The organism is Cypionkella sp. TWP1-2-1b2, from assembly GCF_049896245.1.
GTDB lineage: Bacteria > Pseudomonadota > Alphaproteobacteria > Rhodobacterales > Rhodobacteraceae > Cypionkella.
This window is the reverse complement of sequence record NZ_JAFCTX010000019.1, coordinates 61,288-83,399: the sequence shown is the minus strand read 5'-3', so window position 1 is coordinate 83,399 and position 22,112 is coordinate 61,288. Positions and strand designations below refer to the sequence as shown.

Here is a 22,112-nt window from a genome sequence, read left to right as displayed (position 1 = left end):
CATCGTCACGATCTGGGTCCGCCGCTGCGGCCCGCCGCGCGCACCCCGGCTGATCATATCAGGGAACCGCACTTCATCGAACGCCATCAGAAAGCCCTCCGGCCGAAAGCCACCGCGCGAGCGATGTCGCTCGCCACTTGGACGCGCGATTGGCGGAAGCTCTGCGCATCCCTGGCGTTGATGGTGACGGCGATGTTCTGGCCACCACCCGCTTGCGATCCGCCTTGCGCAGCCAGTTCTCGCCGCGAAAGCACCCGTTCGCCTTTTTGGAGGATGGCGGGCACCTCGTCGGGCCGAAGTCCTGCCCAGCCGCCAGAGTGCATCCGGGGCGCACCGGCGAAGGCCAACGCCGGGATCATTCGGCCGGACATTGTGCTCCCGACCATGCCGCCCGAATGCAGGACGGGCGCGAAGATGCCGCCAATGCCGCCCAGCGCGCCGGAAAGTATGTCGGCGATGGGTCCAAGCACGGATTTCCGCACCGCCAATTTGGCGAGATCCGCCAGGATTGATGTGACGAGATCGCCGAAGTTCAGCTTGCCGGTCTTCACGAACTCGCCCACCGCATCCTCCGCGCTCTGGAAAGCCCCGACCAGCGCCTGACCGACGTCGGCGCCGATGTCGCGGGCCTTGCTGGCATAGTCTGAGAGTGCTGCGGTCACAGCGCCCCAGCCGGATTTTGCGGCGTCTGCCCCGGCTGCTGTGGCATCGCCCGCCGCTTTGCCTGCGGCTCCTGCGCCACCAGCCGCCGTTCCCGCGTCGTTCAGCGCGTCGGTGGTACGATCGGCTGCGGCCGTCGCGGCATCGAGGGCCGCAGCGCCGTCGGCCCCCGCCGCCGTCATCGCCGATTGCAGCGCCTGCCAACTGGCGAGGGGCCGTGTCGCCGCGTCGGTCAGCATGCCGGAGGCTTCGGAATAGGCGGCCGCCCGGTCGCGGGCGTCGTTCGCCATGGTGCCAAGACCGAGATCAGGCGTCTCGAGATAGGTTTTGCCCATCGCGGCCTTGAACGCATCGGCAGCGGCGGCACCGGCGGCGGTGGCAGCCCCGGCGAAGGGATTGTCGACCCTGCCCAGAGTGACCGGATCGAGGGTGCCGATCTGAATGCCACCCTCGCCGGTGGCCCAATCGGGCAGCATGTCGAGTGCTGCATTCAGGCCGGAGATGAAGGTGTTGATCCGGGTGACGACACCGTTCAGCATCGCCTCGACGCCGCTGATCAGACCATTCGCTGCCTGGAAGGCGAAATCGCCAATGGCCGAGGGCAGCGCCGACCATATCGCTTTGACCGCATCAAACGCCCCCTGAAACACGCCGGTTGCCGAATTGCCAAAGCCTACGACGGCCACCAACGCGCCCTGCATGGCATCGGCCACGATGGCGGTGATCCCGGACCAACTGGCGTTGAGGCTGGCGACAACAGCATCGACGCCAAGGCCGATCCGGTCCCAGACTTCACTGGCGAGATCAGAGAGCAGACCAAGGGCTGCGCCGAATCCGCCAGCCCCCTCGACGAGCTTGGAAAACTGATAGACCAATTCTCCCGCGCCGACGATCAGAGCGCCGATGCCGGTGCGGATCAAGGCACCCTTTAGGACGGCCAATGACAGGGAAAAGCCGCTGACCCCCAGCGCGGCCGCGCCCAAGGCCACGACAAACCGCCCGGCAAAGAAGGTCGCGAACGCCCCCGCAATGCTGGCAATCTCGCCGATATGCGCACCGAGAAAACTGATGCTGGTCTGGAAGACACCACCCACCCGCGTGGCATCGGCCAGCGCATTGGCCACAGTTTCCAGCGCCGGGGCGACCGCGACGGTCAACTGGTTTGCAAGGCCCAGCCAGACCAGACCTAGCCGGTCGATTGCATCACCTGCCGTCCGGATCTGATCGGCATCCTGATCCGACACCGCCACCCCGAAGTCAGTGATGTCCAGCGATGCTTGGCGCAGCGTGGCAGAATCGATCCGGCTGAAGGCAAGAGCTGCCTTTTGGCCGAAGAGGGCCGAGGCCACGGCAGCCCGCTCGGCTGGGGGTACGAACTTTGTCAGCGCGTCCTGAATGGCGACGATGCGTTCATCGAGCGGTAGGGCCTGCAGATCCGTTGCGGTGAGGTGCAGACGCTGCAGAGCGGCCACCGCCGTGCCCGTGCCGCCCGCCGCATCCGACAACTTCAGTGTCAGTTTCTTGGTCGCTGCCGCGATCTCCTCCATCGACACCCCGGCGAGGTCGCCTGCGAAGGTCAGCACCTGGATACTGCGGGTGGTGGTGCCGAGCGATTGCGCCAGATTGGCCTGCGCGTCGATGGTTTCCAGCCCTGAACAGATCATCGCGATGCCCGCCGCAGCGGCGGCCGCGACAGCCACAGCTGCGGCGATTTTCACGCGTGTTGAAAATGCCGCCAGTTTGGCGTTGGCGATCTCAGCTTCCTTGGACATGCGGCCGAAGCCCTTGACCCCGGCGTCGCCCACACCTTCCAGCTCGGCACGCACTTGCTTGCCGCCGACTGCCGCGAGGCGGACGGATACACGTTTCTCAGCCATCAGGGTTCCCGATCTTTTCATTGATGCGGCGGACCATCACCGCCTCCAGTTCTGGCAACAGTTCCGCCACCACCATCAGGTTCAGGCCCAACGCATGGGCCAATGCCAGAGCCGCGCTCATGTCCCAGCCCAGCACGGCCTTCCCCGCCACCCGCATTTGCCCGCCGAGACGGCCGACCAGATCCCAGACCTGCCAACCATCATGGGTGAGCGGCTGGTTCAGGCGCGCGGGGCAGTCTTGGCATTGGGTTCCGCAGGCGTCGTACGCCTCGCAGGCCTGGCAGTAGCTATCGCCCCCGCTGAAGTGCCAGTCGGCGAGGGCGGAGAGCCGTTTTTTTCGGCGTCCAGCAGCATGCCGCGGCTGACGTAGTGCAGATTGAAAGCCTCGAAGATCGGCCAGAGCGACAGCAGTGCGTCGATCCCCTCCGGGGTCACCGCGATGACCGCGCCATCTGCATCGCCGACGCCTTCCCAATTGACGATAGCGCGACGGGCAAGCGCTGCAGCGAAGGTGGCTGCCCGGCTGTCGTTGTTGGCCTCGGCCTCCAACGCCTGCACGGCGGGGTCGGACCGGGTGGCCACCATCAGCGCTGTGGTCAGCGGCAAAAGCTGCAGGCGCACGCCGTGGCCGAGCTCAAACCATTGCGGTTCGGGGGAAAGTTGGATCCGTATCATCAGTAACCTGCGATGTTGTTGACGAGGACGATGGTGCACATCCGCGCCGGGCTGGTGGCCAAGGCGGCTTGCCAGTCGAAGGACGCTTGCACACCTTTCGGGCCTTTGATTTCGATGCGCGGGCGCGGCAGATAGACCGCATGGGCGGTCAGCGTCAGGCCTTCGCCGCTGGCCAGCGCGTAGGAGAATTCCAGCGCGGCTGCCGTTCCATTGATGGCTTGGGTCAAAAGCGTGGTGTCGGCGAAGCGGACCTCGACCTTGCCGGTCAGGGCCGCGATGGTGGGATCCGCGCCGTCGATCTTGGCGTCCGACCGGATGGTTTCGATCCGGTCGAGATTGTTGGCATAGGTAACTTCCGCCGAGACGATATTGCCCAGCGCCACGCCATCCCGCTTGATCGCGCCGTTAAAATGGCCGAACCGCCTCAAGGTAATCGCCGCCGGTGTGCCTGCGGCGGTTGCACCGGCGATGGTCTCGCCCTGCGCCACCAGCATGACCTTGGAACTCAGGAGGCCCGAGCGTTCCATCGACCAGGACAGCGCATCAAGGACGCAGCCGGAATACATCGCAAAGCGCGGTACCTCCGGCATGCCGACTTCGATGGACATGCTCGGCAAGGTCCAACTACCCGACATGAAGGTGTGCGAATTCAAACCGCCTGTCAGGGTGGCCGCCGACACCGTACCGTTGGACGCAGGTGCAATGGAGGCGGCAAGCGTGACTGTATTGCCCGCCACGCCCAAGACGCCGCGCGTGATGCTGATCGCCGTGGCAGTCGCAACATAGGTTGCAAACGCGCCACCAACCGTGCCGTTCGCGTTCAAGACGACCGCAAGCGCGGTCATGGTGGCCGCGAGGTTCGCGCCGATATTGATCTGGTTGCCGACAGCGCCGGAGACCACAAAGGTGAAGACCGTGCCGTTGATCGTCAGCGTGCTGTTGACGGCTGGTTGCGCCGAGAAGGTGATCGCCCCGGTTGCAGCGACCGTGCCAGCGGTGGTTGGTGCCCCGAAAGCCGCCTTCAACCAGAAGCCGAAGCCAACCGCATCGATCGGCACCTCGACATCGCCGTCGGTGGTAATCGCATCCAACAGTGGCGCGCGGGGATCGCGGCCATAGCCCAGAAGCTCGGATGCCAGCAGCGGTTGCTCAGCCGCCAGCGAACTGGTGATAAAGGGCATCTGGGTAAACCCGGATCCCGGCGGAGTGCCATAGACAGTCTCAAACGCAAGCGCCATCTGCGCCCGCGCTCCTTGTGCGCGTGCCATGTCAGTATCCTTTTGTGAGGGAAATCAGATCAGAGGGTCAGAGGTCGCGTAGTGCAGCACGACGGCGATCACCGCTGCCTTCAGCGCCGCCGCTCCCTCGATGGGCAGATCGACAGGCTCGGGCGCTTCTGCCTCCACCCAATCGCATAGACCACCTAGCGTGCGATCAGCGGTCAGCGCCGCGCCAATATCCGCCGTCAGCGCATCGAACAGGGAATCGCGTCCGGTCCCCGCCTGGATCACCACCTCCAGCTCAGCCCGATGCTCGTAGAAATAGGTCAGCGGCGACAGCGTCACCTCCGGATCGCCCGGCTTGCCGTCGCGCAGGATGATCAGGCCCGTGGCAGGAATGCGTTCGGGCAGCACTTCGCCACGCAGCACTGGGGCGGCAAGGGTTTGCAACCGCGCGTGCAGGGCGGCTAGAATGGTTTCGCGGATGCTGGGCATTTGGTCTTTCCAAATCTGATGGCGTAGCCAACGACCGCAAGGAGCCCAACTTAACAATGCTGCGCGGTGCGGCCAACGACCGCTCAACCGAGCAGGCTAAGTTCCTTGTGCCAATGATTTGCTCATATAAACTAACATGCCGCCCTTGAACGGCTCTTCAAAATCAATTGTGTAGCCATGTCGCGAGTAGAATTCGATGTTCTCGACAAACAGCTTATTGGTGTAAAGCTTGATCCGCATCGCCCCTTCGGCCTTTGCGGTCTGTTCAACAAGGGCCAGCAACCGTCGCCCGAAGCCATTGCCCTGAAAAGCGGGTAAAACGGCAAGATTTTCTATCAAAACATGATCAGCTTCTGTGACCGTCTCGACGAGAGCGGCCAATGTTTCGCCAACGTGCACAAGTCGAAAAAGATGTTGCTTGACGGCATCATGGTAATCGACCGTCATCGGCAAAGGCTCGCGCCCTATCAACGGAACCCACTTCGCATAGGCTTCCCGCGTCAGGGCTTGGATAGCAAAAGCGTCTGCTTTCGTCGCATTTCTAGTCTTCAAACCGTCGCCCTCTTTGCCGCCCTAATCGCCCAGAAATCTGGCGAGAGCAAAATTCCATCAGTGCCCAGCAGTCGATATTAGTTGTGAAGATGAATCTCAAGCTCGATAGATGGCGTGATTGGGTGTGGCTAATTCAACCCGACCATTGGCGCAGATGCAACGAGCGGCAGCTTTGTCCAAATAGCGGTCAATGGCCGATCTGCCCGTTCACCCAGTTGCGCACGATGCTGCCCGGAATGGCTGCCAGCGCCCGTTCTGCATCCCTCGCTAGATCCAGCCGCTTCGGCATTTTAACCTGCCGCACCAGTAGGAAGATCGGCGCAGTCACCTGACCCTTCCCGGTTTTCGACTTGGAGACGGCCGCCTGACCGCGCGTGTTCAGCCGCACCGCATCCGCCACCAAAAGACTCGGCCCCCGGCTGCGATAGACAAAACGCAGGCGCAGGCCGTTCTTTTTCTCCCACATGGCCGGGGTGATGCGCTTGCCACCCAGCGCCTTTCCAGCGGCGGGCAATGGGATCGCCAGCCAGAAGCCATTGCTCGAGCGGATCAGCGGCCCGGTGTCATGCGCGCCAATGATGACCGGGGCGTTCGACCAGACCAGTGCGGCCGCGTCGAGGCTGTTGCGACCCTTGGGATAGGTCAGTGACCGGATGGTGTTGGCGAGGCGCTGGCCCAAACCCGCACCGGTGATCTGGGCCCGCCAGGCCGATTTAAGGCTAGTTCCGGCTTGGGCCATTGTGATGGAGACCGCCTTTTGCCCCGCCGCTACCTCGGCGCGCATCAGGGCGATGAGGTCGGGGGTGAAGCTGACGTTCAGTTTCATGGCGTCCTCGTGTTAAGCGTCCAGATCAGCCGTTCGCGGTCGAGCTTCGGCTCCCCCTGAAGGATGAAGTCCTCTAGCCCGATGCGGATCAAATCGCCCGGCGCAGGTGTGGGCATGTCGGCGATGCGCGCATCCAGCATGGTGGTTTCCGACAGGATGCGCCCAGCGCCGAAGGGGGTGACCTCATCCGGTGATTTGCGGATGACCCGGATGGCGATGCCGGGACCGGTTCCGCCCGCAAACCAAAGGGCATCCACCGCCATGTTGGGGTCCGCGAAGATCGCATTCATGGCGGTGGCGAAGGCGTTCATCTCACTGCCTCGGATCAGTTGGAACTGAAGAGGCGGATCGCGGTGCGCGGCCGCTTGTTGACTGGCAGGATCGAGGCCTCGGTCAGGATGTTGATCCAGCGGTCCTTGTCGTCCATCAACTGGCGCGCATAGAGCGGCAGACCGATGGTATTGGCGAGGCTGATCTGGTTGGCCGGGCCGCCATAGGTCGTGAAGGTGTCGATGGTGCCGATCGGGAAGGCGATACCCTCGCCAGCCGGGATCAGCCGTTCGGCCACCCCGGTCGAGAGGGTGACGGCACCACGGTATTCCTCGAACAAGATGCCCGCGAAGGGAAAGGACCGCCGCACATCTTGACGTAAGGGCTGCGCGCCGGTGGCCGAATAGAACTTGTAGGCGTCCTGCGTCAGAGCATGGCCGATCAGCTTGTCGAAGAATTCCGGGCTGACCAGCGCGTAAACGCTGATCATCGAATCGCCCAAGAGATTGTCTTCCACGGCCCGGATCGCTTCGCGGACCTTGGCCTGCACGAGGGTCGTAGCCGTCCCGAGCAGGAAATCGACCGAGATTTGCGCGAGGCCAAATTCGGTGAAGTAGTTGTAAAGCGTGGTGCCCGCGCCATCCTTCACGATGCCGCGCAGGGCGTTCATCTCCATATATTCGCGGGTCTGGGCGTGTTTGCGGCGCATCAGAGTCAGCTTGCGCATCATCACCGTGGCCAGTTGCTCGTTCTCACTGCCGCCAAAGGCAGGCACGCCCTGAATGTCGGAGGCGAGGATCACATCGTCATGCGGGATCCACGGCAGGCCAAACGACCGCATCGAGCGGCCTTGCCGGGTTGCGACGGTTGCGGGGGCACCCAGCGGCACCGAGGGCAGGACGTTCAGGGCGCCATCGAACTGCTCGATGATAACGGAGCGCTGGGTGATGCCCTCAAAGCTGAAAAGGCCGATCTCGCCCAGACGGGTGTAGAGGTTCGGCAGGATGTTGATGGCTTGGGTCATTTCGGCAAGCGAGTACCCACGACTCAATTGCATTGGCTGCATAGCCGTTGTTGCGCACCAGCCAGCGAGCGCGGGCGTTCATCTCCGGACCTGACGCCGCGATCAGCGCATTCACATGGGCGCGCGACGTGACAAAGCCCTTCAACCGGCGCTGGCCGGAGGTGGCGTCAAATCCGCCCGGCACGCCAAAGCCGCCGACCCATGCGCCGACACGCGCCCGCCAATTGGTCGTGGCCATGATCACAGATCCTTAGAAGCGAAGGGCCGCGACACCCGCGACCGCGTGACGGTGGTGTCGGCGGCCGCGATCCTCCGTTCGAGATCGAAGATCGCCGTCGCAAGCTCGGCGTCGGATCCATAGCTGATCTGGCGGCCGTCATAGGTGATTGACCGCACGCCCCCGAACCGCATGCCCAAAAGGGCGCTGAGCAGCGCCTGCATTTCTGCCAGAGTCATCGTCTCTACCTCATGTATTTCGGGGTCACCGCGCCGGATCGGCGGCGGCGCGGTGTCAGCACGGTTCCGGCGGTCGGGGCGGTCTGTTCAACCACCACTGCCGCCACCTGTTCTTTGGTCTCGACGCCCGCCTGAACCTCAAGCGACCGCCAGGTGGCCTCGTCCCAGCGGTCGGCGCCGAGGATCCAAGCAGCCGCCCGGGCATAGACGCGGCAGTCCAAAGCTTCGTTCCGCTCCCGCATCTTCTGCCATTCCTGATGGCCAAAGCCGCGCTTGTTGCGGACAGTAATCATCTGTTCGGCCACCAGCTGCTTCAGCCATTCGGTGTCGGCCCAGTTGGGCAGGTGCATGGTGCCTCCCGCGTCACAGACGCCCAGCGCGCGGTCTTCATCCGATGGCCGTTCAAGGCGAAGGAAGCGATAGGTTTCCGCCTTGAAGGTCGAAACCGCGATGGTCCAGAGTCGGGCACCCCGGCGCAGACGCTTGCCGCCGATGGTGGCGTCGACGAAAGTTGGACCCGAGACCGGTGTCGAGCGGTTGAAGCTTTCCACGCCCTTGATCGGCGTGACCTGCGCGTAACCGGCAGCGCGCGACCAGGCGTAAACCGCCGGGGCCTCGTAACCAGTGTCGATGGCCAGTTTGGACAGCTGCATGACCGCACCGCTTTCATGCGCCCAAGTTCGTCCCAGCAAAGCCGTCAGCTTGTCCCAAGCCGCAGGATCCTCCGGACCACCCGCGATGACGATGTGTTCGACCAGCCAGCTTTCCAGACCACGGCCCCAGGCCCAGACATCGACCTCGATCCGATCCTTCTGCACATCCGCCCCGGCAGTCAGGAACAGGCCGAGATGTGGCACGGTGGCGGCGAACGCCTCACGACGATCTGCCAGCCGTTGCCATTCGGGCGCATCGCCGCTTTCGACCCATGTCTCGCCCAGCAAGGTGTTGCGCGCGGCGCGCAGCATTTCGTCGGAGCCTTGGGCGGCCAGCCAATCCCGCGCGATCTGGGCCCAGCTTTTCCAGCCCATCGGCGAATAGAGCGCCGAGATATGGAAGCCGATGGAATTCGGATCGACCGATACTGCCGTCGGTCGCCATTCGCCGCCCTCCAGCATTGCCGTCTTGTGATGCTCGGCGATGGGCTTCTCGCACCCCTCGCAGGCATAGGCCGCAGTTTCCGGTTGGCCCTTCGCCCAGCGCAGCCGCTCAAACTGCAGCCACTTCATCGCCCCACAATGCGGGCAGGGCACGAAGTAGCGGCGCTGGTCCGAAGCCTCGAACTCGCGCTCGATCCGGCTCAGGCCCCGTATCGTGGGCGTAGAGACCATGAACACCTTGCGACGGTGCGAGAAGGTCGTGGTCCGAGCCTCGGCCAAGGTGACCGGATCGCCTTCTTCGTCGGCGGAGGCTGGATAGGCGTCGACCTCGTCCAGAAAGATGTACCGCGCGGGCATCGACCGCAGACCAGTGGCGCTGTTGGCACCGGTCAGCACCAGGATGCCGCCCGGGAACTCCTTGGACAGCATCGAGTTGCCAGCATCGCGCGAACGCGCCGGATTGACCCGTTCGCGCAAGGCAGGACTGTCCGCGATCAACGGGTCCAGCCGCCCGCGCGAGGTGCGCTTGGCCATCTCGACCGTCGGCAGCACCGCCAGCATTGGGCCAGGGGCGTGATGGATAACAAAGCCGATCCAGTTGTTGCCCGCCTCGGTTGCGCCGACCTGTGCTGCCTTCATGAACGAGATGCGCTGGGCCGGGTGGCGGGGTGACAGCGCATCCATGATTTCGCGCAGATAGGGCGTGCGGGCCGTCCGGTAGCGCCCCGGCTCGGCGCTGGTGCGCGAGGACAGCCAACGGTGCTGATCGGCCCATTCCGAGACCGTCAGGTCCGGGTCGGGCCGCATGCCCCGGCGCCAGGTGCGCAGGATATCCTCTGCCCCGTCAAAGCCGAGGTCGAGATCGGCGGTCAGGTCGTCGTCTTCACCCCAAGGAGATTCGGAGGTCGGCGAGGGCTGCGAGCTGTTCTCTGACATGGGTTTCCAGCACCCTTTGCAGGATCGCGGCCTCGATCATTACCGGTCGGTCGGTTTGTTTCTCCACTTCTGCTGCGATCTGCGCAGCCATCAGCGCCGCCACCCTGCTGGGCCATGTGACCCAGGCGTCCCGTTCCTGCCGGGCTAGGCGGAACACCAGCGCCTCGGCACGTGCCCGGTCCACCAGCGTGCCCTTCTTCTTCTGGATCGCCAGCTGGCGTTCCTGCGCCTGGTATACGGTCAGCGCCGTCCTGGCCTTCAGATAGGAGGAACTGTCGGCAGGCCCCGAAAAGCCGCTGACGCCACCCGTCGACCGACGCTGCTGATCCGGATCGGTCATCTCGCCGCGGCGCACGTCAGAAGCAGCTGCATTGATAGATCCGTCGCCGTAAACCACCAACCGCCCGGCCTTGCGGGCCTTCTGGATTGCCCCGCGCGACAGGCCGGAATGGCTGGAGTATTCCCTCTCGCTCATCCCGTCCATGGTGTCGCTCCGCTCGCCTAAAGCAATGTTATTACTTGTTATTCAGTTGATTATACCCCCGATAAGAGTGATTCTGGTTGCAGGAAAACGATGCAACTCATCCCCGGAGAACACGCCATGACAACCCGCCGCGCCACCGCCCCGAACGACAAAGCCCTCGAGTCGTTCCTCGCCACCAAACGCCGGATCGACGACATGCTGGCGCGCATCCAGACCCTGAGCGCTGACCATTTCAGCACCGACCCGGACGCGATCCACTGGGGCGATGTTGGCACGCTGAACCACTATTCCAGCCTGCTGCGCCAGATCACCGACAGCGCCTTCAGCGAAGGCGAACATGCCGTTTGATCCCGCCCAGCGTCATCAGATCGAACAGTACGCGATCACCGCCGCATGGGAGGCCGAACGCCTCGCCCCCTGCGACGATGCCGTAACTCTCTTGCGAGAGATCGCCGATCTGCAAACCGACGATGATGGCGACTTAATCCTCGGGGCCGATGCGAACGGCCTCAACGATCTCTTGTCGCGCATCGCCGCCTTCCTTGCCAAACACGACCAATAAGAGGAACTCGCGATGATCAAACTCTCCGAAACCCAGATCACAATCCTCACTACCGGTGCGCAACGCACCGATTACATCGCCATGCCGCTGCCGAAGGGTCTGGCCGGTGCAGCGGCGAAGATGGCCGTCACGAAGATGATTGAACGCGGCTGGCTGCAGGAAGTCGATGCCAACTTGCGCCGGGGCGAGCCGCTCTGGCGCGAGACCGGCGATGGCCATGGCACCACGTTGGTGGTCACCGACGCAGGCTTGCTGGCCATCGGGATTGAACCGGTGGTGGCTAAGACGAAGGTTGCGATCCATGAAAACACCGTCGAGGTGCCGGTCACTAAGGTGTCCACGCCGCGCGCCGGGACCAAGCAGGCGATGCTGATCACACTGCTTCGCACGCCTGACGGTGCCACGTTGGACGAGATCGTCGCCGCAACGGGTTGGTTGGCACACACTGCGAGGGGCGCGATGTCCGGGGCCTTGGGCAAAAAGTTGGGGTTGGTCGTGATATCGGCGAAGGAAGATGAACGGGGGAGGGTGTATCGGATCAACCCAACAGACCAAACTCGCCCATCGGGACTAGTTCATGATTGAACTGCTCCGCCCATCAAGGCACCATTTAACATAACATAGCTTTGCGAAAACTCTGCAAAGCAATTTAAAATTATCCGACCAGCAGGCGTGCCGACACTTGAATCATTTTCATAAGGCGGATCGAAATTAGTGACAAAGTTACTATCTCGCCAGGGGCAACCTCTATCGGCAAGACAATGCTTGGAGCATCAAGGAAATCAGTGAGATTCGCTGATGCCGCATCAATGTCCTTCCGCCTCACTTCAAGCGTCATCATATGTTTGGTCCCAAATAGTGAGGCAATTCTTTCACGAACCCCCCGCGGCTGACGTTCCAGTGTCACAAGAATTCTGGAACTTTTGCCAAAATCAACGTTGGCCCAAGTGGCGGCTATCACCGAACATGCAGCCAAGCCGTCCATAGCAGTATTGCTCGGCTGCCCAACACTTGGGCCAACCGCATAAACTGGACGACCCCTTGCATCTTTCGAATCTGTGCACGGGTGTTTCTCCCATGGCCACCCCGGTGCATTGAAAAATACGCGGCTACCGTGTTCGTTTTGGTAGTAGAATACAGGTTTTTGGCAGACTGGACACTTTGCGTTCGGATTCACATAGGCCGAGATTGCGGCCATCCGCACTACACCATGAAGGGGTAAATCCTTCAGCTGCTTTACAGGGCGCGAATTGCCCCCGCCAGAGTATCCACCAAAACAGCCTCGCCCACCGATGTGGATTGGTTTTACTTCCCCATCTACATGTCTGAAGATGATATCTTCGCCGCAAATTCTACATTTTGGCACCGGTTGCCCCCGCAAGGTCCGTAAGAACTCACACTTATCATCCATTTTTCAAGATTGAAATGCGCAGCGAGGTCAAAACGCTGATCGAGCTAAGAACCAATGTCCAATGCAATTGAGGTTATTGGCGGTTTGATTCCGCGAGCCTCTTGGCTTTCAGATCGGCGAAGGTTTCGCCCGTTTCGGCCAGCACGGCATTCGCGCCGGTGAATTGCTGCCAGCGCTCTATGGCCACATCGACATAGGCGGGGTTCAGCTCGATCCCGAAGCAGGTGCGGCCCGTGGTTTCCGCCGCGATCAACGTGGTGCCGGATCCCATGAAGGGTTCATACACCGCCTGACCCGGGTTGGAATTGTTCAGCATCGGGCGGCGCATGCATTCGACCGGCTTTTGGGTGCCGTGAACGGTTGCCGCATCCTGATCCTTGCCGGAGATGTGCCAGAGTGTGGTCTGCTTGCGGTCCCCAGCCCAATGGCCCTTGCCGGACTTCTTCACCGCATACCAGCAGGGTTCATGCTGCCAGTGGTAGTCACCTCGGCTGAGGACAAGCCGGTCCTTGGCCCAGATAATCTGCGACCGCACGGCGAAGCCTGCCGCCAGCAGGCTCTCGGCCACCGTCGTGGCATGCAGCGCACCGAGCCAGACATAGGCCACGTCGCCGGGGAACAGCGCCCAAACCTCGCGCCAGTCCGCCCGGTCATCGTTCAGCACCTTCCCGGTGCGTTTGGTCTTGGCGGCACCCACGTGGTTGCGCCAGGACGGGTCATATTCCACGCCATAGGGCGGATCGGTCACCATCAGCAGCGGCTTCACATCGCCCAGCAGGCGCCCGACGACGTCGGCGGACGTGCTGTCGCCGCAGATCAGCCGATGCGATCCAAGCTGCCACAGGTCGCCCGGAACAGACAACGGCGTAATCGGCGGTTCGGAAATGTCATCCTCGCCCTCAACAGCACCGCCATCGACCTGATTCGGATCGCGCAGCAGGGCGTCCAGATCCTCGTCGGTGATGCCCAGCAGAGTCAGATCAAAATCTTCGGCCAGCAGGCTCGCGATCTCATCGCGCAGCATCGCCTCGTCCCACTCGCCCAACTCGGTCAGTTTATTGTCGGCGATCCGGTAGGCGCGGCGCTCTGCCTCGTCGAGGTGGCTGAGCCGGATCACTGGCACGTCCTTAAGCCCGAGCATGGCGGCGGCCAGCACCCGGCCATGCCCGGCGATCAGTTCGCCATCGTCGGCCACCATACAGGGCACGGTCCAGCCGAACTTGGCCATGCTGGCGGCGATCTTGGCCACTTGGTCGGTGCCATGGATCTTGGCGTTGCGGGTATAGGGGCGTAGCCGGTCAATCGGCCACGTCTCGATCTGGCTCGGTGCAAAGACGAGGTCCATGGGCGATTCTCATTCGGGCAGGCGGACGTGCCGAAGCGCGCTGGGCGATGCCAACGGCTGAAACGGGATCCGCGATATGGGGAGAAACGAAAGCGCCCGCGAGGGTTATCCTCCGGGCGCAATTCTTCGATGATCAAGGGGTAGGTCAAGGAGGGCAGCTTTGTCAAACGAAAAATGTGCGCGGATTCAATAGGTTCCGGCAGGTGGCTTCCGCTGGCTGGCTTCCGGCAAGGTGGCTTCCACAAGCTGGATTCCCTGGATTCCGCAAAAGAATCCAGCACACCAAGATCGTGATTCGGCAAGCCTTTGAAAATTAGTCGCTTTTTCCAAGATCGTCCGGCAAGTGGCTTCCGCCTGGATTCCCCGGTGAAAGTGCCTGTCGCTAGCGAACCTCCGCGCTGCGCCCCCCCGCATACAAACCGGGCTTGGGAGGAACCATGCCAGGGGGGTGGGCGTAGTTGTCAGGGCAGTCAATGGCCTGCGTGGGAAGCTGCGGCGGGCCCAGTGTCAAACTGGTGCATGAAATACTGGAAGAGCGCGTCTGTCTTTTCGGACAGCGTTTCGTCGTCATACTTTGATGCGGGAAGGCCTGTCCGATCATCGTAGAGCAAATCGTAGATTTCTTGGCGAAGACCGTCGCGCGTGCTTTGCTTCTGAAAGACGTCCTGAACCTCTTCCATACGCCGCTGGATCGCCTTCAGGATTTCGACTGATGCGGACTTGATCTGACGGATTTCTTCCTTTGAAAGGTCATCCCGCATCAATAGGTCAAAGACCGGCTTCTGCTCTTGCGTAAGCCCCAGCGCCACGTGGCTTTGTGCCTCGGCTTCCAGATCAGCAGCAATACGCATCAGGGCTTCGAAGGTGGCTTTGATCGTGTTCTTGTCCTTCTCCTTGTTGTATTCGACTACGATTTTGTCAAATCGGTCTTGAAAGTCGTTCAGGGTTGGGTTGGCAGCCAACATCTTGGCCAGGCGTTCTTGAAGAACAGTCCGAATATCCTGCACATCGCTGGCCTTGCGTTCGCTTTTGGCAAACTCCTTTCTGAGCAGTTCGAAGTTCACCTTTGAAATATCAAAGACCCTGTCGTTTTCCCCATCGGGCCGGATGTCGATGGCTTCAGCCACGATTGCGTTCAGCTTCTGAATGATCGCTGACGTATCGGCGGCCATCTTGTCCTCTTGGAGGGAACTGTAGATGTAATTGATCGCTTGATAATCGGACTTGTAGGTTTCTACCTTTGAGAAGGTCAGACAGGATTTGTATTTCCGGAAGACAGCCCGGGCGGAAATTTCGAAGCGCTTGCGGGTCTCGTCATTGGCATTGATCAACTCCTTGGCGTCTTTGAGAGCCTTCACCCGCCAACGACACCGGCGTGATCGGCGGTTCCGGAATGTCGTCCTCGCCCTCGACGGCACCGCCGTCCACCTGATCAGGATCACGCAACAGGGCGTCCAAATCCTCGTCGGTGATCCCCAGAAGCGACAGGTCGAAATCCTCGGCAAGCAGCCCCGCGATCTCGTCGCGCAACATCGCCTCGTCCCATTCGCCCAGCTCGGTCAGCTTATTGTCGGCGATCCGGTAGGCGCGACGTTCGGCTTCGTCGAGGTGGCTAAGCCGGATCACTGGCACATCCTTCAGTCCCAACATGGCCGCCGCCAGCACCCGGCCATGCCCGGCGATCAACTCGCCATCGTCCGCCACCAATGCAGGGCACGGTCCAGCCGAACTTCGCCATGCTGGCGGCGATCTTCGCCACTTGGTCCGTGCCGTGGATCTTTGCATTGCGGGCGTAGGGCCGCAGCCGATCAATCGACCAGGTCTCGATCTGGCTTGGCGCAAAGACGAGGTCCATCGGCGATTCTCATTTGGGGCAGGCGGACGTGCCGAAGCGCGCTGGGTGATGCCAACGGCTTAAACGGGATCCGCGATATGGGGAAAACGAAGCGCCCGCGAGGGTTATCCTCCGGGCGCAATTCTTCGATGATCAAGGGGTAGATCAAGGGGGGCAGCTTTGTCAACGAGAATTTTGCCTTAGACTCAAGGCGTTGTCGTCAGTGCAGGCTGTCGCGCCGCAAGGGAGCTTCGCATTACTGTGCTGTATAACCGCCATCGACCAGATGATACGATCCGGTGATGAAGCTGGCGCGGTCCGAAAGTAGGAAGACGATCAGCGCCGCGACTTCCTCGGAGCGTCCAAGCCGGTTCAGTGCGTGCTTGCCCTCAAGGAACTTCAGCGTCGCTTCATCAAGCGCATCTGCCACGAGCGGCGTTCGGATGAAGCCCGGCCCCACCGAATTGACACGGACGCCACCGGCTGCATGCTCGAGTGCTGCGCTCTTGGTCGCGCCAAGAACACCATGCTTGGCGCTGACATAGGCACTAGAATTGGCAAAGCCCACAGAGCCGAGGATCGACGCCACGTTGACGACTGCGCCACCTCCCGCCTTCTCGATCTCTGGAATGGCAAAACGCATGCCATAGAAAACGCCGGAAAGGTTGATGTCGATCACTTTCTGCCAGCCATCGATATCGTAACTTCCTGTGGGGGCTGAGGGACCGCCGATGCCAGCATTGTTGACGATGCCATGCAGCGCGCCCGTCTTCTGCACCGCGAAATCCACCATCGCCTTGACCTGATCAGCCTTGGCCACGTCGACTGCGACGGCATATGCCTTGCCGCCCGCTGCAACGATTGCGCTGGCGATGCTTTCGGCGTGGACCAGATTGATGTCGGCCACAATCACTGTCGCACCGCTGGTACCCAGCTCTTCGGCAGTGGCCGCGCCGATGCCGGAACCGCCACCAGTGACGATGATCGTCTTGTCGTCGAACCGCAGGTCCATCGGTCGTCTCCTTACCTTTTCAAGATCATGATATTTTTGACATAGTCATAGCGCATCACCATTGTCAGAGCAGGACGTGGAAATTCATTGACCGAGCCGCCGTCCATCACACCGCTCTGGCTTCCGCTGGCTGGCTGGCTTCCGGCTTGGTGGCTTCCGCAAAGTGGATTCTCTGGATTCCGCAAAAGAATCCAGCACGCTAAGATCGTGATTCCGCAAGCCTTTGATAACGAGTCGCTTTTTCCCGGATCGCGCGCCAAGTGGCTTCCGCCTGGATTCCCCGGTGAAAAAGCCAGTCGCTAGCGAAATGCCGCGCTGCGCCCCCCCGCATACGAATGGGGCCGGGGAGGAACCATGCCAGGGGGGAGGCCAAAAGCGCTCGACCGGATTTTCAGACGCATGGCCACTCAATGCATGTTATAATCATTCCTTGCCGGATGCAGCAGCGATAAGGGCTGATTTGGCAAGCGCCTCAAGCTGCATCAGCGGAGGCGAAGCTTCGAGCAAAGCGCGCATTCTGCGACGTCGCGCGGAAAGCGACTTTGTTGGGTTGGCTAGGTATAGGTCTGTTGTGCAATAACCCTCTGCAAGAGTAGCAGTATCCCTTGAAAGGGCAGCGATCTTTAGGTGGTCGAAGTTGCTGGCATCGTATGAAGGCATCATTCGGTACGGAAGGGTGTGGAGGTGCCTTTCACCAAAATCGCCCTTCGGATTGAATGCAAGAGTGGCATTCGTTAGGGCTAAGCTGTTGAGCATGCCGACTTGATACCAGGCCTCGTCCGCGTCCGCCACGACTTTCCAGTACAGTGTCTGATCGACAACAAGGTCTTGGGCCTCTGCGATCGGGACGCACGCCGCACATACTATTTTACCACCAGCCCCGGCTAGAATGAGATGCCCAAGTGTACCGAAGACTTGCTTGGAAAGCTTGCCCCGCTCATCGAAGGTGCGCAGGTCGTCCCAGATTGGCGCAGGGGCGAAGTATCCTGCGCGCTGGGCGGCGATGAGGACAGTGCGGGGCCAGTCCTCCCATTCGACAAATGCGCGAGTGTGGAAGCCTGGTTCGGCAAGCATGACGCCCAGATCCAAGCCTCCGCCGCCTGCGCAGAGGGACAATCCGTGCCGGGGACGTGACACCATGCCATTCACCGGATCCCCCGCTGGCGCAAGAATTCCGGCGTGACCAAGCCCCGTCCAAGCATCTCGTCGCGCAAGGTGTTTTTGATCGAACTTGCCGGGACATACCGACCGGAATTCAGGAAGTCGGCGTAGTAGACTGCTAGATCGATGATCGTGGCGGGCTTCACCGGCTCGGCCTTCGCCTTTCGGTTCTTCTCGGCCCTGCCTTGCGTTTTGCGTTGCACGGCGCGCTGCATGGCACGGTCCAGTGCCTTCGGCCCGTCTGGCGGTTCGGGGTGTTCCTGGCGGGATGCCAAGGCGACGGAGACGATTTCGTCCGCGCTTAGACCAAGCTTTTCCCGCCAGCGCTGGACATGCAGTCGAGGGGGCCCGCCTTGCCACCAGCCCGGCAGGGCGGCGGCATCGAGGCCCAGTGCTGTGAGCAGTTCTGCGAAAAACCGATCAAAATCGGCATCGCGCGCTTGCGCGTCCTCCTCCTCCTTTACAGGTTTACTTAGGGGTTCTCTTACAAGGTTAATCTCCGGATTCCGGAGATGGCTTTGGGCAAAATCCGGAGATGGCTTTGCCAAAAATCCGGAGATGGCTCCATGTCCGGATTCCGGAGTTGGGTCGCCGCCCAGCGCCATTCCGCTTTTCCGGTGCTGATCAGCAGGAATCTGCGCTCTGCCGGGGCGGCGATTCAGGTCAGTACGCGTTGGGCATCAACCAGCGGCGAATGGTCGACGGAGGCCGACGGCGATCACGTTCCGGCGCAGGATCGCCCCGCGGCGCGGTCGTCTGCACGATGACCTCTTCTACGAAACGCACAACGCCCGACCCCCGGCGGAAACTATTTGTTCACGTTTTACCCTCAGAGCCGGGTTGGCTAGTGCAAGTTCGCCTGAAAGGCGAGTAGCGTCACCTAGTCAGCTCAAGACGATTCTTTCAGCCATGATTTCAGGGCGTCGGTGCCATCGGCACTGGGTTCTGAAGGCATTGCTGTCGGCCATACCTTGAAGCGTGTTTTTGAACCGGCTGCTGAGAGCAAGTGCTTGTTTAGAAACGCGATCCAGCGACACCTGGTGCTGGCCCGGGTGTCGAAAAATGCCGAGAGGACGCATATCCCATGACGCTGCCAACAAGAGCCTTTCTTTCCCTCAACGAATTTGCTGACCGCCTCGAGTGGTCCTATGCGGATGTCGCTGCCTCGTCGATTGGCGGCCTCTTCTCCATTTTTACCGGAATTTCCCCGGTGCTCTGCGGTCTGCAGCCGGTTGCGGGAATCGTCGCGGTCAACGCCGCCGACATGATGAAGATGTTCCGCCGTCATGGTCATTGCGATGAAGAGTGCCGGGTGATCCGTGTCCGCCCGGAAGGTGGCAGTGAATGGCTGCTCATCACAGAGCCTGCGGGGGGCGTCGTGGTCAAACTGGCAGACTTGTTGCTGATGGCGGACGACTTGCGGAAGGTAGATGATGACCCCAACGGGCGTCGCCGTCCGATTATCCCGCCCGGTGCCACGCCGCGCTTCGACTGGGATGGGGCCATGATCATGCTGTTTTGCCGGTTCAACGACCGGGGAATACCCACGACGCAAGTGGAGCTGATCGCTGAGGTGCAGGACTGGTTTGCCCAGAACTCCCCAACCGGAGAGATTCCGGAGGAGAGCACGACACGCAAGAAGATCGCGCCGATCTGGCGGGCGCTGCGGGAAACCGCCTGAAGCCCCGCTGGCGAAGGGTAGGGGCGGGGCTGGTCCTACAGCCTCACGCAGTCTTCTTTTCCTGATCAGCATCATGGACCAACTGCGGCCGGGGCCGGAAGATGCTGGCCACGGCATTGACGCCGTCGCGGAGGGGCGAGTCCATCAGGTGGGCATAGCGCTGGGTCGTCTGCATCTGCGTGTGGCCCAGCAGTTTGCCAATCATCTCCAGTGACGCCCCGCCGCTGACCAGCAGCGATGCAAAGGTGTGGCGCAGGTCGTGGATCCGGACCTCGGGCAATTTGGCCTCCTTCTGGATCGCCACCCAAAACCGGCGGATTTCCTTCACCGGCTGGCCGGGCGTGTCGCCGGGAAAGAGCCACGGATTGCCCTTTGGCACCAGAAGCCCCCGCTGGCGCACGATGGCAGCCACATCGCCGGAGATCGGGATGCGGTGGATCTTGCGCTGCTTGGTGGTGGCGGCGGGTTTTGACCAGCTGGCGAGGTCGAGATTGAACTGTTCGAACCGCGCCTGGCGCACTTCGCCCGACCGGGCGCCAGTCAGCATGCAGAGCCGGATGATCCCCGCCGCGCGCTGATCCTTGGCTCCATCCAGCGCCTTGGCCAGCCTCCCGATCTCCTCCGGCGTCAGGAACCGTTCGCGCTCGTTCTCGATCCGGCGGCGAAAGGCGCTGGCAGGGTTGTCCTCGCGCCAGCCCCAACCTACGGCCAGCGTGAACATCTTGCGCAGCACCTCACCCACCCGGTTGGCGCGCACCGGCGTGGGCTTCACGCCCTGTAGCTTTTTGGCCCGATTGTTGGGCTTGATCTTGGAGGGCCGAGCACGACCTGCTGCGATCTTGGTCAGCAGCTTCTCCACATCGGCCTTTGTGATCTCCGTCACCAGCTTCTTGCCCCAGTCCGGCTCGACCAGCTTGGCCATGATGGCATGCTGGTCCGCAGCGTTCCGGGCGGCGAGGTGCGGCGTGTGCTCATCCAGATACCGCTTGGTCATGTCACTGACCCTTGGAGCTTCCCGGGCGTTTTCGCGCTGGTTCAGCGGGTCGACGCCTTCATCGATCTCGCGCCGCAGATCTTTGGCCCGCTCCCGCGCTGCCACCGTGGTCCATTCCGGCCATCGGCCGATGGTCATCCGCCGCTGCCGCCCGCCGACCCGGTAATCGAGGGTGAAGGCCCGGTTGCCAGACGGGTAGATGGTAATCGAAAACCCGCGCACATCGGTGTCGAAAATCTGGTAATCCCGCCCCAAGTTCTCGGCATCCCGGACGGTTTTCTCATTCAGTTTCAGCCTGTTGACCATGGATCGCACTCCTTCGCTCGTCCCGACATGAGGCGTGGATTCGCGCCCGGATCAAGCTAAGCATGCCGAAGGGACCGGAATGCAGGCGGAGACCGGAATTGAAGCGGGGAGGCGCGTTCCGGTAGGTTTGGCGATGGCCTAACTTGCCCTTGCGCGTGCCTGATCACTTCACAATTCGGAGATGCGTCGTGGGTCCAGGCAAAGGGTGCATCGCTCGAACATCGTCGACAGTGGAGTGCAGTATCTCTGACAAGTCAGACAGCCCGTAACCCAGATCCTCAAGATGAATCCGGATAATCTCTGGCAGCACACTTGGCTCTTCCGCCTTGAAATCGAGCTCTGGCGGTTCTGACCGCTTGTAGCCCATCGCGCTCATTTGGCGCCAAAGATACTGGCTTTGGTTCTCGCTGAGCTCTCCAATCGTTTTAGCACGATACAAGAGCGATCCCATCGAAGCACGCCAGACAGGTTTCAGGGCTGCCAAGTGTTGGATTGTGAGGCGCCGTCCGCTCAGGTATTGCCGAATGTCGCGCGCGGGCATCAGCATTGCCGCTGCAAATGCATTTGCCTCATCTTCCATTTCAGGCGACGGCACCCGATGCATGACAACATGGCCCAGCTCGTGCGCTAGGCTGAAACGCTGTCGATCGGCGGGTTGGTTTTTGTTCAGAAATATGCACGGAGGCATGTCCGAAATTTGGACAGTAACGCCGTCGACTGCCAGAGCAGCAAAATCGCAGTGAATCACTATGCAACCCGCCCGTTCAACCCATCCGATCAGGTTTTTGATCGGACCTGACGGCACAAGCCAAGTGCGTCGAACCAAGTCCGCTATACGTTCTGGGTCTCCGCCAAACTCATCTACATCAAGGCGCGGAAGCACCAACTCCGCATCGAACTGGGCTGCCGACAGCAAACGCCTCACATGCAGAATTCGAACGTTTAACTCAGCCTCTAGGCGTTCAATAGATCGCTGACCAACACTTGCGCGCTTCCGGTACTGAACGCTGACCGGCAATCCGATCACTCGGTCAGTTTGGAAGAAGAAAGTTTGTGGGAACTGCAACGACCGAGAAACGCTCTCCAAAACATCATCCGTCGGGCTGACGAGGCCATTTTCCAATTTCGACAGATTGGCTTGCGAGATGCCGGAGTTCTTGGACAGTTCTGCCTGACTCCACCCACGTGCCTGCCGCGCGATGCGCAGCAGGTCCGGATTAAATAGGTTTGCCAT

24 protein-coding genes and 4 pseudogenes are annotated in these 22,112 nt (G+C 61.4%); 4 read left to right on the top strand and 24 right to left on the bottom strand.

Annotation, left to right across the window (positions count from 1 at the left end; genetic code table 11):
* The 15 genes and pseudogenes from ACP7AP_RS13925 to ACP7AP_RS13855 all read right to left on the bottom strand — a co-directional run.
* Positions 1–87: pseudogene (locus ACP7AP_RS13925) on the bottom strand (TIGR02217 family protein); the annotation flags it as partial.
* Complete coding sequence (locus ACP7AP_RS13920) at positions 87–2,537, bottom strand: phage tail tape measure C-terminal domain-containing protein (RefSeq protein WP_426034806.1); 2,451 nt, start codon at positions 2,535–2,537, stop codon at positions 87–89. The gene ACP7AP_RS13920 and the pseudogene ACP7AP_RS13925, both read right to left, overlap by 1 nt.
* Complete coding sequence (locus ACP7AP_RS13915; RefSeq protein ID WP_426034805.1) at positions 2,530–2,673, bottom strand: DUF7697 family protein; 144 nt, start codon at positions 2,671–2,673, stop codon at positions 2,530–2,532. The genes ACP7AP_RS13920 and ACP7AP_RS13915 overlap by 8 nt, the downstream gene beginning before the upstream one ends.
* Before the next feature lie 83 nt (positions 2,674–2,756).
* The gene (locus tag ACP7AP_RS13910) at positions 2,757–3,212 is read right to left on the bottom strand and encodes a hypothetical protein (protein ID WP_426034804.1); all 456 of its coding nucleotides are present in this window, start codon (positions 3,210–3,212) and stop codon (positions 2,757–2,759) included.
* Positions 3,212–4,114, bottom strand: a complete 903-nt coding sequence (locus tag ACP7AP_RS13905; RefSeq protein WP_426034812.1) for a phage tail tube protein — start codon at positions 4,112–4,114, stop codon at positions 3,212–3,214. Before ACP7AP_RS13905 ends, ACP7AP_RS13910 begins: the two co-directional genes overlap by 1 nt.
* 84 nt (positions 4,115–4,198) lie before the next feature.
* Positions 4,199–4,480: pseudogene (locus tag ACP7AP_RS13900) on the bottom strand (phage tail tube protein); the annotation flags it as partial.
* A gap of 24 nt (positions 4,481–4,504) precedes the next feature.
* Positions 4,505–4,927, bottom strand: a complete 423-nt coding sequence (locus tag ACP7AP_RS13895; protein WP_426034803.1) for an acyl-CoA transferase — start codon at positions 4,925–4,927, stop codon at positions 4,505–4,507.
* Between the two features lie 96 nt (positions 4,928–5,023).
* Positions 5,024–5,479: a GNAT family N-acetyltransferase gene (locus ACP7AP_RS13890; protein WP_426034802.1), complete on the bottom strand. Its 456-nt coding sequence runs from the start codon at positions 5,477–5,479 to the stop codon at positions 5,024–5,026.
* A gap of 187 nt (positions 5,480–5,666) precedes the next feature.
* The gene (locus tag ACP7AP_RS13885; protein ID WP_426034801.1) at positions 5,667–6,305 is read right to left on the bottom strand and encodes a DUF6441 family protein; all 639 of its coding nucleotides are present in this window, start codon (positions 6,303–6,305) and stop codon (positions 5,667–5,669) included.
* Positions 6,302–6,616 (bottom strand): head-tail joining protein, encoded by a 315-nt coding sequence (locus tag ACP7AP_RS13880; RefSeq protein WP_426034800.1) that lies wholly within the window; start codon positions 6,614–6,616, stop codon positions 6,302–6,304. The genes ACP7AP_RS13885 and ACP7AP_RS13880 overlap by 4 nt, the downstream gene beginning before the upstream one ends.
* 14 nt (positions 6,617–6,630) lie before the next feature.
* Positions 6,631–7,641, bottom strand: coding sequence for a major capsid protein (locus ACP7AP_RS13875; RefSeq protein ID WP_426034799.1), 1,011 nt, complete (start codon positions 7,639–7,641; stop codon positions 6,631–6,633).
* Positions 7,616–7,837 (bottom strand): annotated as a pseudogene (locus ACP7AP_RS13870) (phage portal protein); the annotation flags it as partial. The pseudogene ACP7AP_RS13870 and the gene ACP7AP_RS13875, both read right to left, overlap by 26 nt.
* Positions 7,838–7,839: 2 nt before the next feature.
* The gene (locus tag ACP7AP_RS13865; RefSeq protein ID WP_426034209.1) at positions 7,840–8,055 is read right to left on the bottom strand and encodes a phage head-tail joining protein; all 216 of its coding nucleotides are present in this window, start codon (positions 8,053–8,055) and stop codon (positions 7,840–7,842) included.
* 5 nt (positions 8,056–8,060) lie between these two features.
* On the bottom strand, positions 8,061–10,088 hold the full coding sequence (locus ACP7AP_RS13860) for a phage terminase large subunit family protein (RefSeq protein ID WP_426034798.1): 2,028 nt from the start codon (positions 10,086–10,088) through the stop codon (positions 8,061–8,063).
* Positions 10,036–10,572: a hypothetical protein gene (locus ACP7AP_RS13855; RefSeq protein WP_426034797.1), complete on the bottom strand. Its 537-nt coding sequence runs from the start codon at positions 10,570–10,572 to the stop codon at positions 10,036–10,038. The genes ACP7AP_RS13860 and ACP7AP_RS13855 overlap by 53 nt, the downstream gene beginning before the upstream one ends.
* Positions 10,573–10,689: 117 nt before the next feature.
* Between ACP7AP_RS13855 and ACP7AP_RS13850 the strand changes: the two genes are divergently transcribed.
* The 3 genes from ACP7AP_RS13850 to ACP7AP_RS13840 are packed head-to-tail and all read left to right on the top strand — an operon-like array spanning position 10,690 to position 11,719.
* Entirely contained in the window at positions 10,690–10,920 is a 231-nt protein-coding gene (locus ACP7AP_RS13850) for a hypothetical protein (protein ID WP_426034796.1), read from the top strand.
* A complete protein-coding gene (locus ACP7AP_RS13845; RefSeq protein WP_426034795.1) occupies positions 10,910–11,134 on the top strand; it encodes a hypothetical protein in 225 nt (74 codons plus the stop codon). The genes ACP7AP_RS13850 and ACP7AP_RS13845 overlap by 11 nt, the downstream gene beginning before the upstream one ends.
* A gap of 12 nt (positions 11,135–11,146) precedes the next feature.
* Positions 11,147–11,719 (top strand): DUF3489 domain-containing protein, encoded by a 573-nt coding sequence (locus ACP7AP_RS13840; protein ID WP_426034794.1) that lies wholly within the window; start codon positions 11,147–11,149, stop codon positions 11,717–11,719.
* Positions 11,720–11,789: 70 nt separating this feature from the next.
* Here ACP7AP_RS13840 and ACP7AP_RS13835 read toward each other — a convergent pair whose 3' ends face one another.
* The 7 genes and pseudogenes from ACP7AP_RS13835 to ACP7AP_RS13805 form a co-directional block, all read right to left on the bottom strand.
* Entirely contained in the window at positions 11,790–12,119 is a 330-nt protein-coding gene (locus tag ACP7AP_RS13835; RefSeq protein ID WP_426034793.1) for a hypothetical protein, read from the bottom strand.
* Between the two features lie 499 nt (positions 12,120–12,618).
* Positions 12,619–13,890, bottom strand: a complete 1,272-nt coding sequence (locus ACP7AP_RS13830) for a site-specific DNA-methyltransferase (RefSeq protein ID WP_426034792.1) — start codon at positions 13,888–13,890, stop codon at positions 12,619–12,621.
* Between the two features lie 470 nt (positions 13,891–14,360).
* Positions 14,361–15,248, bottom strand: coding sequence for a type I restriction enzyme endonuclease domain-containing protein (locus ACP7AP_RS13825; protein ID WP_426034791.1), 888 nt, complete (start codon positions 15,246–15,248; stop codon positions 14,361–14,363).
* Positions 15,244–15,745: pseudogene (locus ACP7AP_RS13820) on the bottom strand (ParB/Srx family N-terminal domain-containing protein); the annotation flags it as partial. The pseudogene ACP7AP_RS13820 and the gene ACP7AP_RS13825, both read right to left, overlap by 5 nt.
* Before the next feature lie 235 nt (positions 15,746–15,980).
* The gene (locus tag ACP7AP_RS13815) at positions 15,981–16,736 is read right to left on the bottom strand and encodes an SDR family NAD(P)-dependent oxidoreductase (RefSeq protein ID WP_426034790.1); all 756 of its coding nucleotides are present in this window, start codon (positions 16,734–16,736) and stop codon (positions 15,981–15,983) included.
* Between the two features lie 423 nt (positions 16,737–17,159).
* Complete coding sequence (locus tag ACP7AP_RS13810) at positions 17,160–17,825, bottom strand: hypothetical protein (RefSeq protein ID WP_426034789.1); 666 nt, start codon at positions 17,823–17,825, stop codon at positions 17,160–17,162.
* Between the two features lie 56 nt (positions 17,826–17,881).
* A complete protein-coding gene (locus tag ACP7AP_RS13805) occupies positions 17,882–18,502 on the bottom strand; it encodes a hypothetical protein (protein WP_426034788.1) in 621 nt (206 codons plus the stop codon).
* Positions 18,503–18,981: 479 nt separating this feature from the next.
* On the opposite strand from ACP7AP_RS13805, the gene ACP7AP_RS13800 reads away from it, so the two are divergent.
* Positions 18,982–19,578, top strand: a complete 597-nt coding sequence (locus ACP7AP_RS13800; RefSeq protein WP_426034787.1) for a hypothetical protein — start codon at positions 18,982–18,984, stop codon at positions 19,576–19,578.
* Positions 19,579–19,621: 43 nt separating this feature from the next.
* On the opposite strand, the gene ACP7AP_RS13795 is transcribed toward ACP7AP_RS13800, so the two are convergent.
* Both ACP7AP_RS13795 and ACP7AP_RS13790 read right to left on the bottom strand, forming a co-directional pair.
* On the bottom strand, positions 19,622–20,878 hold the full coding sequence (locus ACP7AP_RS13795; protein ID WP_426034786.1) for a tyrosine-type recombinase/integrase: 1,257 nt from the start codon (positions 20,876–20,878) through the stop codon (positions 19,622–19,624).
* Between the two features lie 163 nt (positions 20,879–21,041).
* The gene (locus tag ACP7AP_RS13790) at positions 21,042–22,112 is read right to left on the bottom strand and encodes a helix-turn-helix domain-containing protein (RefSeq protein ID WP_426034785.1); all 1,071 of its coding nucleotides are present in this window, start codon (positions 22,110–22,112) and stop codon (positions 21,042–21,044) included.